The 13,863-nt window shown below is 66.9% G+C and carries 14 protein-coding genes; 10 read left to right on the top strand and 4 right to left on the bottom strand.

Going from position 1 to position 13,863, the window contains the following annotated elements:
- Positions 1–71: 71 nt before the first annotated feature.
- Entirely contained in the window at positions 72–443 is a 372-nt protein-coding gene (locus E9229_RS11690; RefSeq protein ID WP_183511420.1) for a DUF1844 domain-containing protein, read from the bottom strand.
- Positions 444–766: 323 nt separating this feature from the next.
- Here E9229_RS11690 and infC point away from each other — a divergent pair, with 323 nt between their 5' ends.
- The 7 genes from infC (at position 767) to E9229_RS11725 (ending at position 5,948) form a co-directional block, all read left to right on the top strand.
- The gene (infC, locus tag E9229_RS11695) at positions 767–1,741 is read left to right on the top strand and encodes a translation initiation factor IF-3 (protein ID WP_407671340.1); all 975 of its coding nucleotides are present in this window, start codon (positions 767–769) and stop codon (positions 1,739–1,741) included.
- 116 nt (positions 1,742–1,857) lie between these two features.
- Positions 1,858–2,052 (top strand): 50S ribosomal protein L35, encoded by a 195-nt coding sequence (gene rpmI, locus E9229_RS11700; protein WP_183511423.1) that lies wholly within the window; start codon positions 1,858–1,860, stop codon positions 2,050–2,052.
- Between the two features lie 100 nt (positions 2,053–2,152).
- Complete coding sequence (gene rplT, locus E9229_RS11705) at positions 2,153–2,806, top strand: 50S ribosomal protein L20, sunset domain variant (RefSeq protein ID WP_183511425.1); 654 nt, start codon at positions 2,153–2,155, stop codon at positions 2,804–2,806.
- Between the two features lie 125 nt (positions 2,807–2,931).
- Positions 2,932–3,852 carry a TrmH family RNA methyltransferase gene (locus tag E9229_RS11710; RefSeq protein WP_183511426.1) on the top strand — a complete coding sequence of 307 codons (921 nt, stop codon included), beginning with the start codon at positions 2,932–2,934 and terminating at the stop codon, positions 3,850–3,852.
- A gap of 106 nt (positions 3,853–3,958) precedes the next feature.
- Positions 3,959–4,897, top strand: coding sequence for a cation diffusion facilitator family transporter (locus E9229_RS11715; RefSeq protein WP_183511427.1), 939 nt, complete (start codon positions 3,959–3,961; stop codon positions 4,895–4,897).
- Positions 4,894–5,334, top strand: a complete 441-nt coding sequence (locus E9229_RS11720) for a (deoxy)nucleoside triphosphate pyrophosphohydrolase (RefSeq protein ID WP_183511428.1) — start codon at positions 4,894–4,896, stop codon at positions 5,332–5,334. Before E9229_RS11715 ends, E9229_RS11720 begins: the two co-directional genes overlap by 4 nt.
- Positions 5,331–5,948, top strand: a complete 618-nt coding sequence (locus E9229_RS11725) for a pyroglutamyl-peptidase I family protein (RefSeq protein WP_183511430.1) — start codon at positions 5,331–5,333, stop codon at positions 5,946–5,948. Before E9229_RS11720 ends, E9229_RS11725 begins: the two co-directional genes overlap by 4 nt.
- Positions 5,949–5,952: 4 nt before the next feature.
- Here E9229_RS11725 and E9229_RS11730 read toward each other — a convergent pair whose 3' ends face one another.
- The gene (locus E9229_RS11730; RefSeq protein ID WP_183511432.1) at positions 5,953–6,579 is read right to left on the bottom strand and encodes an SIMPL domain-containing protein; all 627 of its coding nucleotides are present in this window, start codon (positions 6,577–6,579) and stop codon (positions 5,953–5,955) included.
- Positions 6,576–7,016, bottom strand: coding sequence for a hypothetical protein (locus E9229_RS11735; RefSeq protein WP_183511434.1), 441 nt, complete (start codon positions 7,014–7,016; stop codon positions 6,576–6,578). The genes E9229_RS11730 and E9229_RS11735 overlap by 4 nt, the downstream gene beginning before the upstream one ends.
- A 167-nt stretch (positions 7,017–7,183) precedes the next feature.
- On the opposite strand from E9229_RS11735, the gene E9229_RS11740 reads away from it, so the two are divergent.
- On the top strand, positions 7,184–8,026 hold the full coding sequence (locus tag E9229_RS11740; RefSeq protein WP_183511436.1) for an LppM family (lipo)protein: 843 nt from the start codon (positions 7,184–7,186) through the stop codon (positions 8,024–8,026).
- 100 nt (positions 8,027–8,126) lie between these two features.
- Here E9229_RS11740 and E9229_RS11745 read toward each other — a convergent pair whose 3' ends face one another.
- Positions 8,127–10,043 (bottom strand): penicillin-binding transpeptidase domain-containing protein, encoded by a 1,917-nt coding sequence (locus tag E9229_RS11745; protein WP_183511439.1) that lies wholly within the window; start codon positions 10,041–10,043, stop codon positions 8,127–8,129.
- Positions 10,044–10,193: 150 nt separating this feature from the next.
- Here E9229_RS11745 and pheS point away from each other — a divergent pair, with 150 nt between their 5' ends.
- Both pheS and pheT read left to right on the top strand, forming a co-directional pair.
- Complete coding sequence (gene pheS / locus E9229_RS11750; RefSeq protein WP_183511441.1) at positions 10,194–11,282, top strand: phenylalanine--tRNA ligase subunit alpha; 1,089 nt, start codon at positions 10,194–10,196, stop codon at positions 11,280–11,282.
- Between the two features lie 3 nt (positions 11,283–11,285).
- Positions 11,286–13,826 (top strand): phenylalanine--tRNA ligase subunit beta, encoded by a 2,541-nt coding sequence (pheT, locus tag E9229_RS11755; protein ID WP_183511443.1) that lies wholly within the window; start codon positions 11,286–11,288, stop codon positions 13,824–13,826.
- Positions 13,827–13,863 lie beyond the last annotated feature (37 nt).

The following is a 13,863-nucleotide window of genomic DNA, read 5'->3' on the forward strand; positions in this document are numbered from 1 at the left end:
TTCCGGGGATGCGCAAGGGGCGCCCGGTTCAAAGCCCTGCCGCCCCTTTGGCGTATTGCGGTGGACGCCGGTTAGCTGACCGGCCCGGTGAGCTTCTCGCCCGGGCCCTGACCCGGTGCATCTTCGATGACGGAGGCCTCACGGAAGGCCAGCTGCAGTGCGCGCAGTCCGTCGCGCAATGGACCGGCGTGCTGGCTGCCGACCTCGGGGGCAGCCGAGGTGATCAGGCCGGCAAGGGCGGTGATCAGCTTGCGTGCCTCGTCGAGGTCCTTGAGTTCTTCCGCGTCGTTGCCCTCGGCAAGGCCGCACTTCACTGCTGCGGCGCTCATCAGGTGCACGGCAGCGGTGGTGATGATTTCAACGGCTGCGACCTCGGCGATGTCGCGGATCTGCTGCTCTGGATTGTTGGAACGGGTTTCCGGATTGGTTTCGGGGGTACTCATACTGCTAAGCTTTCCATAGACCGACCGGATCTGTGTATTCGGTTGCCACTGTGCGGCTAGCCAATCAGTGGTGATCGACGATAGGATTCGGTATGCAAGTGGAGGCCACTCCCACCCGCAGCAGCCGAATCAGGCGGCCGGGTACTCATTCGGTGCAGATCCCGTCAGGGGTCTGTGAGCTTCGGCTCGCCGATCGAATTCCGAGGCCTCCGCCTGCACCGCAGCCGGAGGCCTTTTCTTGTCTGCGGTCGGCCTCGAACCACGACTTTCAGGAGCTACACATCAGCGATCCACGCATTAATGATCGAATCCGCGTCCCCGAGGTGCGGCTTGTCGGCCCGAACGGTGAACAGGTTGGCATCGTCCGCATCGAAGACGCCCTCCGCCTTGCTGTCGAGTCCGACCTTGATCTCGTTGAGGTGGCGCCCACGGCGAAGCCTCCCGTGTGCAAACTGATGGACTTCGGCAAGTACAAGTACGAGGCGGCCGTCAAGGCTCGTGAAGCGCGCAAGAACCAGACCAACACGATCCTGAAGGAAATTCGTTTCCGCCTCAAGATCGACACGCATGACTACGAGACGAAGGTCGGCCACGCGCTGCGCTTCCTCGGCGCCGGCGACAAGGTCAAGGCCATGATCCAGTTCCGAGGCCGCGAACAGCAGCGTCCGGAAATGGGTATCCGCCTCTTGGAGAAGTTTGCCGCTGCCGTTTCCGAGGTTGGCGTCATCGAGTCCAGCCCGCGCATCGATGGCCGCAACATGGTCATGGTCGTTGGCCCGTTGAAGAACAAGGCCGAAGCAAAGGCGGAAGCCCGACGCAACGAGCAGCGCGAAGCCGACAAGGCCCGTGGCAACGAGCCGAAGGAACGGATCGACACCTCGCAGGAGCAGGACAGCTTCACCCAGTCGCTGGGCGAATCCCTCGAGGCCGAGTTCCGAGCCAAGCTGGCAGCAGTCCAGGAACGCTCCGCGGCCGAGGCGCTCTTGCCGAAGGCTCCGGTCGTCGAAGCCAAGGCACCAGTCACGGCACCGGCCAAGGCTCCCGCAGCCAGCCGCCCGGTGACCAAGGCCCCGGCCACCAGCCGCCCGGCCGTTGCACGTCCCGCTGTCTCCCGGCCTGCCGCTACCGCGCCAGCCAAGCCAGCCGTTGCAGCCACTCCGGCCGTTCCGGCAGCCGCGCCGAAGCCGATGGCGGCTCCCAAGCCGGTCGCCATCCCGAAGCCGGCTCCGAAGCCCGCGGGCAAGCCAGGTCCCAAGCCTGCTGTCCGCGCAACCAAGCCCGGTCCGGCTGCCAAGTAGTCGACCTGGGCTGGTGCCCGCAAGGGCAACACCCGAACCACGGGCTTTCGACACCGGAAGCCCGCAAGATCCCCGGCCCGCAAGGGTAACGGGAGCACGTAAGGAGAACGGCGGATATGCCGAAGTTCAAGACTCACAGTGGCGCCAAGAAGCGTTTCAAGCTCACCGGCAGCGGCAAGCTGCGGCGCCAGCAGGCTAACCGCCGCCACTACCTGGAGCACAAGCCCTCCAGCCTCAAGCGCAAGCTCAAGGGCGATCTGATCGTGTCGAAGGCTGACACGCGTGTCATCAAGAAGATGCTCGGTCTCTAAGCTTTTCCCCCGGGAACCGCTTGGTTCCCAACCCCGAATTTAGATTTCCTCGTCGTTCCCGCATCGGGAGCAGGCCGGGCAGAAACAAAGGAGTACACACGTGGCACGTGTGAAGCGGGCGGTTAACGCCCACAAGAAGCGTCGCGTCGTTCTGGAACGCGCAAAGGGCTACCGCGGACAGCGTTCGCGTCTGTACCGCAAGGCGAAGGAGCAGCTGCTCCACTCGTTCGTCTACAGCTACGGCGACCGCCGCAAGCGCAAGGGCGACTTCCGTCGCCTGTGGATCCAGCGTATCAACGCTGCTTCCCGCGCCAACGGCCTGACCTACAACCGCCTGATCCAGGGCCTGAAGGCTGCTTCGGTCGAGGTTGACCGCCGTATGCTCGCCGAGCTGGCCGTCTCCGACGCCAACGCCTTCGCCACTCTGGTTGCCGTTGCCAAGGCCGCACTGCCGGCCGACGTCAACGCCCCGGTTGTCCGTGAAGCCCCGGTTGCACCAAAGTCGAACAAGGCTGCCGACAAGAAGGCCGCTGCCGCTGAAAAGGCTGTAGGCAAGAAGGCTGCCGAAGGCGCAGCCAACCCGGAAGGCTGGGTTGTCAAGGGCAACGCACAGTCGAACAAGTACCACGTCCCGGGCTCGACCTGGTACGACCAGACGGATGCCGAAGTTTGGTTCGAGACCACCGATGCAGCCAAGGCTGCAGGCTTCGAGCCGGCCGGTGGCGAATCTCGCCAGCAGATCAAGGACGCCTAGTTTCTAGGTTTTAGCCTGATCAGCCGTCAAGGACGGGATCCCCAAAGGGGGTTCCGTCCTTGACGCTTTTAAGCCCTGGGGTGGCGTTTGGCCGTGAAACCGGCTGTGCGGCTAGAGTCTTCTTTATGATTTCTGCCGGATTCTCCTCTGAAACGATGTCCAACCCGCGAGCCGAGCGCGTCCGCGAAGTCGCGCACCTTGCAACACGTGGCGGCCGTGCCAAACTGGACCAGTTTCTGGCCGAAGGCCCACAGGCCGTGCGCGAGGCGCTTAAGCTGCACGCCGCCCGTGCCGCAGCCGACCAGGACCCCGTGGTTGCCGCCGTCTACGCCACCGAACACGCGCTGGAACGGTACCCCGAGTTCATCGACCTTGTTGCGGCCATTCCGCACCTGTTCGCGCGGATCGTCACCGACGAGGTCCTGGCCGCCATGGCCGACACGGTAACCCCGCAGGGCATCGTCGCCGTCTGCTATCTGCCCCAGACCACCCTCGCCGAGGTCCTCGAACTTGAGCCCAAGCTCGTTGCCGTGCTGTGCAGGATCCAGGATCCCGGCAACGCCGGGACGATCCTGCGCGCGGCCGACGCGGCTGGAGCAGACGCGCTGATCCTCACCTCGGGAAGCGTTGACATCTACAACCCCAAGGCGGTGCGCTCCACCGTCGGCTCGCTCTTCCACCTGCCCATCGTCACCGGTGTCGACTTCGAGGAAGCCGTCGAATCGCTGCGTGCCGCGGGGCACAGCGTGTTGGCCGCCGACGGCTATGGCGACCGCAATCTGGATGACTTCCAAGATGCCAGCACCCGCCGCCGTCTGGGCGAGAGCACCGACCCGGATTCCGGTGCCGCGATCCGGCTGGAGGATCCCACCGCGTGGCTGTTCGGAAACGAGGGAGCCGGCCTGACCCCGGAGGAACTCTCCGCGGCCGACGAACGCGTGGCCGTTCCGCTCTACGGCGTGGCCGAATCGCTGAATGTGGGGACAGCGGCCACCGTGTGCATGTATGCCTCGGCGCGGGCGCAGCGCGGCAATCGGGACAAGTAGGACCGAGGATCCGGGGTCGGCGGCGCCGCCGGCCCCGGAACGCGCTAACGTAGTTTCCTGGTGAGCGTGGCGCAAGGCCGTCGCACCAGAATGAAAGGCATGGACGATGGCCGCATCCGGAGGAACCAAGGCGGTGGTCGCCGCGTTGGCGGCCAACCTGACCATTGCCGTATTCAAGTTTGTGGCCTGGGCGATCACACTGTCCTCTTCGATGCTCGCCGAGGCGATCCACTCGGTTGCCGATTCGGGAAACCAAGTGCTGCTGCTTGTCGGCGGCAAGCGGGCGGGGCGCAAGGCGGACCTCGAGCACCCCTTCGGCTATGGCCGTGAACGTTATGTCTACTCGTTCATTGTGTCCATCGTGCTCTTCAGCGTCGGCGGGCTCTTCGCCCTGTACGAGGCCTACCAGAAGTTCCAACATCCGCACGGCATCGAGGGCCCCTGGTGGTGGGTGCCGCTGGCTGTCCTGGGCGGGGCCATCGTCGCCGAGTCCTTCTCCTTCCGCACGGCGATCAAGGAATCGAACCACGTGCGTGGCAACCAGGACTGGGTGCGGTTCGTGCGCACGGCCAAGGCGCCCGAGCTTCCGGTGATCCTGCTCGAGGACCTGGGCGCCCTAGTGGGCCTGTTCTTCGCCCTGTGCGGCGTCACGCTGACGCTGATCACCGGCAACGGGATCTTCGACGCCGCGGGCACCGCGATGATCGGCCTGCTGCTGGTGAGCATCGCCGCCATCCTGGCCGTAGAGACCAAGTCGCTGCTGCTGGGGGAGTCGGCCACCGCGGACAATGTGCGGCACATCATCGCGGCCATCCGCGCCGATGGCACCCGCGTCATCCACCTCAAGACGCTGCACCTGGGTCCTGACGAGCTGCTTGTGGCAGCCAAGATCTCGGTCGAACGCGACGCCACCGGCGAACAGATCGCCGCGGCCATCGACCAGGTCGAGGCCAGGATCAGGGATGCAGTGCCGATTGCGAGGGTCATCTACCTGGAGCCCGACATTTACCGCCCGGGTACGGCCTCCGCGGGAGAAAACGCGTGAGCGGGCTGAAACAAATCGTCGGGGCGGCCATCGTCGACTCGCTGCACCGGCCCACCCGGCTGCTGGCGGCGCGCAGGACGCAGCCGGCTCACCTGGCCGGGCTCTGGGAATTCCCCGGCGGCAAGGTCGAACCGGGTGAGGAATGCACGCAGGCACTCACCCGCGAGGTCCGGGAGGAACTGGGGGTGGAATCGGTGCTTGGCGCCGAACTTCCCGGCCCGCTGGAGCAGGGGTGGGATCTGGGCAACGGAGCGGCCATGCGGGTCTGGCTGTGTGAAATCAGCTCCGGCACCCCGCAGCCGCTGGAGGACCACGACGCGCTGAGCTGGGTGGGTCTGGATCCGGTCGAACTCCACGCGCTGGAATGGATTCCCGCGGACCGGCCGATCGTCGATGCGCTGCTGGCGGCCATCATCGACCCGTTCGCCGGTCGATGATCCTCCTTACCGGTTTCGAGCCCTTCGACGGGGCAACAACGAACCCCTCCATCGATGCCGCACGCGCCGCGGCGACGTTGCTGAACGCCGCCGGGCACCATGCCGTGGCCATCGAGCTTCCCTGCGTCTTTGCCACGGCGCCTGCGGCCTTGGAGGCGGCCATCGACGCCCACGCCCCGGACCTGGTGCTGTGCGCCGGGTTGGCCGGGGGACGCGCCGCCGTCTCGCTCGAGCGTGTGGCGGTGAACCTGATCGATGCGCGGATCCCGGACAACGCCGGGGACCGTCCCGTCGATGTCCCGGTGGAGGCCGGGGGACCGGCAGCTCGGTGGACCACGCTGCCCCTCAAACGGGCGCTGTCCCGGTTGCGTGGCGAGGAGCTGGCTGCGGAACTGTCGCTGAGCGCCGGAACGTACGTCTGCAATCAGGTGTTCTACGCGCTGCTGGGGCTCCTGCCCGCCCATGGCGGTGTGCGCGGCGGATTCGTCCACCTGCCACCCGCCGGGGCCGGAGGCATCGGGACCGGCCAGGGAGCCAGGGCGTTGGAGCTCATCGCGCTGGCCTCGCTGGACCCGGCACCGGATGACAACTATGCGGCGGGAACCGTATACTAGCGCGCTAGATCAGTTCCCAGCGCACCGAGACTCCCGCCCCGACCTGCTTCTCCCCGGCCATCACAGGCATCGAGGCGAGCTTCATGTCGCGGCCGGCGGCCCGCAGCGGTGACACGGTGTTTTCCCCGATCTCCTCGATGACCACGGCGGCCCCGAGGGTACGGCCGGCCAGCTGGGCGAGTTGCCCGGCCTTGGCCCGGGCATCGGCAAAGGCGTCCTCGCGGGCGCCGTTGCGGGCCTCGTGCTCGTCGGCCAGCTCGTACTCCAGCGATTGGATCCGCACGTCATCCCCACCGGCCGCGACTGCTGCATGCAGCACGGCGGATGCCGCGTCGATGGGCAACCCGGAAACCAGCAGCGTCGAATCCGAGACGTACCCGGTCACCACCGTCTGCTCGTCGCGCCAGGCAGTTTCGGCCCGAAGCCCCACCCCGCGGGTGGTCAGCAGCGCCCCCGGTGCCGTTTCGCCGATGGCGGCCAGCACCCGGGCCGCTGCCGTTGCGGCTGCGTCGAAGGCACCCTGCGCGCCGGTGTGGCGGCATTCCACAGCCAAGGTGATGACTGCCAAGTCGGGAACGGCGGCGATTGTCGCGCTACCGATGGTGGTGACCGTGTGCTCGAGCTGATTCAAGGGGTGTCCTTTCGGGTTCTTGATGCGGTGGGTTTCGCGAGCCGCGCCAGCAGGCCTCCGGGACTCCGGGGGCCGTAGCCGCCGGCTTCGAGCCCGGCCCTGCGTTCGAAGGGGTTCAACGCTGCCGGATCCCCGCACAACAACAGTGAGGCGCCGGCGGTAGCGAAGTACAGGGGCAGGAACGGCAGCCCCAGGCACCAGGCGTATTGCCCGGCGTGTGATTCCTCATGTTCGAGAAGTCTCAGGTGCAGCGGGGGATCCGATATCGGGGGCCTGAAGAACAGGACGCTGCCCACGGTGAAGGCCCGCGCGTTCGGCAGCGCCTTGCCGTATTCAAGCGCGTAATGCAGGTAATGACGGCCGGGTTCAAGGCGGCACCCGGTGGCCCTGGCCAGCGCCAGGCCCAGCGGGGTGCTCAGGTTTACCCAGTTTGCCACGCTGCGGATCCGGTGCCGTGCTCTCATGCTGCCCAGTGTAGCGAGCGGCACCGGGGAGTTGTGCCCATGTGCTTGATGCCGCAGCTGATCCATCGTGCGGATAAAGTGGGGCGGGTCCGGCGCAGCAACTAACCGGTGCTGCCGCAGCCGCTCCCTGAAGGAAAAACATGAAGAAACCATTAGCCGTCATCGGACTCCTGCTGGGTCTGGTCATTGCCTTGACCGGCTGCGTGAAAATGAACATCGACATCGTGATCAAGGATCAGGACACCGCCGACATCTCGATGGTGATGGCATTCAAGCAGGAAGTACTCCAGGGCAAGAGCGTCGAAGAGTTCCTTGGCACGATGGGTGTCGATGACCCGTTCGCAGACATGCCGGCCGATGCGAAGCGCGAGGAGTACAACCAGGACGGCTTCCAGGGCTACCGCGTCGTGCTGAATGACCAGAAGCTGACCGACTCGGGTGTCCCGGGTGTCGATGGCATTACCCAGGATTCGGGGCTGGAATACGCCGATGGCAAGTACACGTTCCATGCCCCCATCGAATCGGGCAATGAGGCAGGCAAGGAAGCCATCACCGAATCGACAATGAGCATCACCTTCCCGGGCAAGGTGCTTGAGGCTTCCGAGGGTGCCATCATCGAGGGGAATAAGGTCAGCTTCGACATGTTGACGGCCTCGGGTACCGAGGTTTCTGCAGTGGCGGAAGGCAAGCCGGCCGGCATCGCCGGGCAGTTCTCCGGATCGTCAATGGGCTGGATCTGGTGGGTGCTCGGAGGACTTATCCTGGTCGCCGGCGCACTGGTGGCCTTCCTCGTCATCTATCAGCGCAGGAACGCGGTAGCCGCCGCAGCAGCATCCCCTGCCTACCCGGTTCCGACTGGTGATTCCGGGCAGGAAACCATGCGCTTCGCCGAGCCGGGATGGGCCGCCGGCCAGGCTCAAAGCCAGGCACCGATGCCGCCGATGCCGCCGATGCCGCCGGCGCCACCTGCTCCTCCGGCCTAAGCGGCCAAGGTCCCCGAAACACCACTGTGCCCCGGGCACATCCAGAGTTCAGCCTGGATGTGCCGGGGCACAGTGGTGTTTCGGGCAGGTGGAGCCGCCCCTACTTGGGCAGGCCCGTGAGGAATCCCTTGACCAGGGGTCCGGCGGTCTGCGCGCCGCCGCTGCCGTCCTTCACGAAGGCCGCCACGGCCAGGTCGCCCTGGGCTGCGATCACCCAGGCGTGGGCATTTCGCTCTGAGTCGTATTCGGCCGTGCCGCTCTTGCCGAAGACCGCCGGGCGCAGGGTCCGCAGGTCCTTGAGCGTGCCATGGTCTACGACCTCGGCCATCATCGATTTCAGTGCCTTCGCCTCGATGGCGGTCAGCGGCTTGGCCGGTGCCGTACCCGCCTTGGGCGCGGGGTCGGCGACCAGGTGCGGGGAGACGGTCTTGCCCGCTGCCACGGAGGCCGCCACGGTGGCCATGCCCAGCGCCGAGGCCTCCACGACACCCTGCCCGATGGCGTTTGCGGCGAGCTCGGTGCCGGTGGAGGTCGAGGGGACCGAACCCAGGAACGACGCGGCGCCGGTGGCCGCTTCCGCGGCCAACCCCAGGGCGCCGGCGGCATCGGTCAACTGCGCTGCCTTCATCGAGGTGGAAGCATTGACGAAGACCGTGTTGCAGGACTGGGCGATGGCCTCCGAGAGCGGGATGGTGCCCAGGGCCGCGGACGGGTAGCCGTTGTAGTTCTTGAAGGACTTGCCATCGACCGTCGTCGTGGCGGGACATTTGACCGTCGATGTCGGCGTCTTGCCGCCGCGCAGCATGGCCAGGGCCGTGATGACCTTGAAAGTGGACCCCGGGGCGAACTTACCGAGCATCGCTGTGTTCAGCCCGGCATCGGCCGGGCCGGAGGCGGCGGCGAGCACTGCCCCGTCCGAGGGGCGGATGGCCACCAGCGCCGCCGTGCCCCCGGCTCCGTCGACCATCTTCTGGGCCAGGTCCTGATACTCGAGGTCCATGGTCAGCTGCAGGTTCGCCCCGTCGACGGCGGGGGACTCGAACAGCTTCTCCACCGGCTTGCGGTCCGTGGAGTAGGTGGAGATCGTGTAGCCGTTGCTGCCCGCCAGCTCCTTCTGGTACTGGGCCTGCACACCCGATAGCCCGACCAGTGTCCCGGGCTTGATGGTGCCCTTCGACTGATCGACGATTTCGGCCGTCGCCTCGCCCACGACGCCCAGGATCGGCCGCGCGAACGAACGGGTCGGGGCCAGCGGAAGCACGTCGGGCTTCACGAGCGTACCGGGAATGGCTTCGACCGCCTCGTTGGTTACAGTGCGCTCGAAGTCATCGCGCAGCACGATGGCCTCCACGAAGGCCTTGTCGCCGGCGGCCCTGACCCGGGCCGCATAGACGGCCGGGTCGATATCCACCAGTTTGGCCAGCTTCATGGCCGAGTCCTCCAGTTTCCCGCCAGGCACCTCCGGCTTGTTGATGCCGATGCGCACCACGGCGCGGTTGGACACCAGCGCGGCGTTGTCCGCGCCGCGGATTTCCCCGCGGGCGGCCTTCGTGGTCTTGTACGCGACGTACTGGCCGGTCTCGAGCCCGGGGACCGACATCTCCGGGGTGAAGGGGACTGCCCAGGCATCGGCTTCGGCGTCGAAGGAGAGCCGCGCAGTGGTCTCGTACTCCCAGTCCTTGGCCGTGGAATCGATGTCCCATACGGTCTTCAGCACGGCGGTGGCCGAGGGTTGCTTCGCATCGACCGGCTCCGGATCCATGCTCACCGAGAGAAGCGTGGTGGTGCGGGGTATGTCCTTGAACGCTTCGAGCGCGGTGCCCAGCAGCGTCGCGGCGTCGGCTGCCCCGGTGCCAGTGACATGCACCGCGGAGAAGTCGTTGGTGGCCAGCGCGCCGGCCAAGGCCTCCGCGGCAGGCCGGGGATCCGGAACCGCTGCCGGGCTGCAGGCCGAAAGAGGGGCGATGGCCAGGGCCAGCAAGGCGCCGGTGAGGGCGTAACGCGGAACTCGTTGCATGGCTCCCAGTATTCCGATCAGGCGGCGTAAACCACAAGTCGGGCGGGTCCGGGTAGCATTCGGCCCGGTTCTTGGGGCCCGGGCGCAAGCAACTAGACTAGTGGCAGCAACCGGACAGCATAACAACAGTGAAAAGGGCCGTAGAACCCCATGTCTGAATCCACGTCACCGGAGGCCGGCGTCCATGACGCTCAAGCCCCGGCCGTACCGCATCCCACGGATGAGAACGCCATCGGCCGCGCCGTTGAGGCGGCCCTGGCCGCGTTCGAAGCCGCATCCAACCTCGACGAGCTGAAGGCCGCCCGCCTGGCACACACCGGGGAGAAATCCCCGCTGTCGCTGGCAAACCGCGAAATCGGCCGCCTGGACAAGGCCGAGAAGGCAGTGGCAGGCAAGCTCATGGGCGCCTCGCGCGGCCGCGTGAACAAGGCCCTGGCCGCCCGCACCAGCGTGCTCGAGGAAGCGGACGCGGCACGCATCCTGCTCGAGGAGACGGTCGATGTCACTGCCGCACCGCGCCGCCGCCGCGCCGGTGCCCGGCACCCGCTCTCGATGCTGCAGGAACGCGTATCGGACATCTTCGTGGGCATGGGCTGGGAAATCGCCGAGGGCCCCGAGCTCGAATCCGAGTGGTTCAACTTCGATGCGCTGAATTTCCCGCCGGACCACCCGGCGCGTGAAATGCAGGACACCTTCTTCGTCGACCCGCCCGAATCGCACCTGCTGCTGCGGACCCAGACCTCCCCGGTCCAGGTCCGCTCGATGCTCGAACGCGACGTGCCGCTGTATGTGCTGTGCCCGGGCAAGACCTTCCGCACCGACGAACTCGATGCGACCCACACCCCGGTCTTCCACCAGTTCGAGGGCCTGGCCATCGACAAGGGCCTGACCATGGCCGATTTGCGCGGCACGCTGGAGTACTTCGCCCGGCAGATGTTCGGCGCCGAGGCCGAGGTGCGCCTGCGCCCGAACTTCTTCCCGTTCACCGAACCGAGCGCCGAGCTGGATATCTGGCACGCCGGCGCCAAGGGCGGACCGCGCTGGATCGAGTGGGGCGGCTGCGGCATGGTGCACCCCAATGTGTTGCGCGTCGCCGGCATCGACCCCGGGCAATACTCGGGCTTTGCCTTCGGCATGGGCATCGAGCGCACGCTCATGTTCCGCAACGACGTCCCCGACATGCACGACATGATCGAAGGCGACGTCCGTTTCAGCGAGCACTTCGGGATGGAGATCTAGGACATGCGTATTCCCCTTTCATGGCTGCGTGAATTCGCGCAGGTACCGGCCGATGCAACGGCTGAAGACGTCATGGCCGACCTGGTCAAGGTCGGCCTCGAGGAAGAGGACGTGCACCGTCCCACCGAATCGATCACCGGGCCGATAGTTATCGGCCAGGTGCTCTCGATCGAGAAGGAAGCCCAGACCAACGGCAAGACCATCAACTGGTGCCAGGTCCGCGTCGTTCCCGAGGGTGCCATCCAGACCCTGAGCCACGAGGGCATCGACCCCTCGGGCGTACAGGGCATCATCTGCGGTGCGCACAACTTCGTGGTCGGTGACAAGGTGGTGGTGACGCTTCCGGGCGCCGTCCTGCCCGGCGACTTCCGGATCAGCGCCCGCAAGACCTATGGCCACCTCTCGGCCGGCATGATCGCCTCGGTGCGCGAACTAGGCATCGGCGATGACCACGACGGCATCCTGGTGCTCTCCACCCTCGGGCTGGACCCGGAGCTGGGCACCGATGCGATGGACCTGCTGGGCCTCTATGACCAGGCAGCTGAAATCAACGTCACCCCGGACCGCTCCTACGCGTTCTCGATCCGCGGCGTTGCCCGCGAATACGCCCACGCCACGGAAACGCCCTTCATCGACCCCGCCGCGGGGATCACTGTGGACGCCTCCACCGGTGCCGGCTACCCGGTGGTGCTGGCCGATGGCGCCGGGATCTACGGCAAGGACGGCTGTGACCGCTTCGTGGCCCGCACCGTCACCGGGATCGACGCCGCGGCGCCGACCCCGCCGTGGATGTCCTCGCGCCTGCGCCTGGCCGGGATGCGTTCGATCTCGCTGCCCGTGGACATCTCCAACTACGTGATGCTCGAACTCGGCCAGCCGCTGCACTTCTACGACGCCGACAAGCTCACTGGGACGATCACCGTCCGCCGTGCCAACGCCGGCGAGAAGCTGGCCACGCTCGATGCCAAGGAACGTGCGCTGGACACTGAGGATCTGCTGATCACCGACGGGTCCGGTCCCATCGGCATCGCCGGCGTCATGGGTGGGGCCTCCACCGAGGTCTCCGGCACCACGTCCACCGTGCTGATCGAGGCCGCGCACTTCGAGCCAGTCTCCATTGCCCGCTCGCGTCGTCGGCACAAGCTGCCCTCCGAGGCCTCGAAGCGCTTCGAGCGCGGCGTGGACTGGGAGGTCGCCGACAAGGCCGCCCAGCGCGCCGTGAACCTGCTGGTCGAGTTGGCTGGCGGCACGCCCGTCACGCTGATGACCGACATCGGTACCCGTCCGGCACCGGTGCTCATCGAGCTGCCGCGGGACTTCGCCTCGAAGCTGATCGGCATCGACTACACGGCCGAACAAGTCACCACGGCGCTGGAAGACATCGGAGCCGATGTCGTTGCCTCGGCCACCGGCTACACCGTCACCGTGCCGAGCTGGCGCCCGGACTTGAGCATCCCCGAGGACCTCACGGAGGAAATCGCGCGCCTGGTCGGTTACGACTTGATCCCCTCCACCCTCCCGGTGGCACCGGCTGGCCGTGGGCTGACCCGCGTGCAGGGCCAGCGCCGCCGAGCCGTCCAGGCGCTGGCAGATGCCGGCCTGACCGAGGTGCTGTCCTACCCGTTCGTCACCGCCGTGCAGAACAACACCTTCGGCGCTGCCGAGGCCGGTGAGGTCGCAGCGGTCAAGCTGCAGAACCCGCTCTCCTCCGAGTATGGCTTCCTGCGCACCTCGGTGCTGCCGGGCCTGCTGGGCATCGCCCGCCGCAACCACGGCCGGGGCTTCCGCGACCTGGCCCTGTACGAGGCCGGACTGGTCTTCCTGCCCGGCGACACGCTGGGCACGGCGGTGCTTCCGGCCGTTGCCACCCGCCCGGCGGAGGCCGAGCTGGATGCGCTGGATGAGGGCATGCCGGAGCAGCCGCAGCACATCGCCGCTGTGCTCACCGGCCATGATTCGCCGGTCGGCGCCGGGCACACCCCGCGCCAGTACGACTGGGCCGACGCGCTGGACGTGGCAAAGCTGGTTGCCGATGTGCTCGGCGTCGAACTGGTCATCGGGCAGGGCGCTCACCAGGCGTTCCACCCCGGACGCACGGCGGCGCTGAGCCTGCGTGATGGAACGGTAGTCGGTTACGCCGGCGAGCTGCACCCGAAGCTGCTGGCCGAGCTGGACTTGCCAGAGCGCACCGTCGCCATGGAAATCGACGCCGACATGCTCTTCGCCGCCGCCGCCGATGTCATCGTGGCCAAGTCGATCTCGACCTTCCCGATCTCCACCCAGGACGTCGCCCTCGTGGTCGACTCCGCCGTGGTGGCTGGTGAGGTGCTCGAGACGCTGCGCGAGGGAGCCGGTGAACTGCTCGAGGACATCGCGCTGTTCGACGTGTACACGGGCAAGGGCATCGAAGAGGGCAAGAAGTCGCTCGCCTTCGGGCTGCGCTTCCGCGCCGTCGACCGTACGCTGACTGCCGATGAGGTATCGGCCGCCCGCGCCGCTGCAGTGGAGCTGGCTGCAACCCGCCACGGTGCTGTGCAGCGCTAAGCGGGAACCCGATGAAACACCGCCGGCCGGTGGCACC

The organism is Paeniglutamicibacter cryotolerans, from assembly GCF_014190875.1.
GTDB lineage: Bacteria > Actinomycetota > Actinomycetes > Actinomycetales > Micrococcaceae > Paeniglutamicibacter > Paeniglutamicibacter cryotolerans.

Coding starts and splice junctions, on each gene's coding strand:
- E9229_RS11725 (WP_183511430.1), top strand. CDS start 5,331: ATGATCCTCCTTACCGGTTTCGAGCCCTTCGACGGGGCAACAACGAAC.
- E9229_RS11710 (WP_183511426.1), top strand. CDS start 2,932: ATGATTTCTGCCGGATTCTCCTCTGAAACGATGTCCAACCCGCGAGCC.
- E9229_RS11715 (WP_183511427.1), top strand. CDS start 3,959: ATGGCCGCATCCGGAGGAACCAAGGCGGTGGTCGCCGCGTTGGCGGCC.
- E9229_RS11690 (WP_183511420.1), bottom strand. CDS start 443: ATGAGTACCCCCGAAACCAATCCGGAAACCCGTTCCAACAATCCAGAG.
- E9229_RS11740 (WP_183511436.1), top strand. CDS start 7,184: ATGAAGAAACCATTAGCCGTCATCGGACTCCTGCTGGGTCTGGTCATT.
- pheT (WP_183511443.1), top strand. CDS start 11,286: ATGCGTATTCCCCTTTCATGGCTGCGTGAATTCGCGCAGGTACCGGCC.
- rpmI (WP_183511423.1), top strand. CDS start 1,858: ATGCCGAAGTTCAAGACTCACAGTGGCGCCAAGAAGCGTTTCAAGCTC.
- pheS (WP_183511441.1), top strand. CDS start 10,194: ATGTCTGAATCCACGTCACCGGAGGCCGGCGTCCATGACGCTCAAGCC.
- E9229_RS11745 (WP_183511439.1), bottom strand. CDS start 10,043: ATGCAACGAGTTCCGCGTTACGCCCTCACCGGCGCCTTGCTGGCCCTG.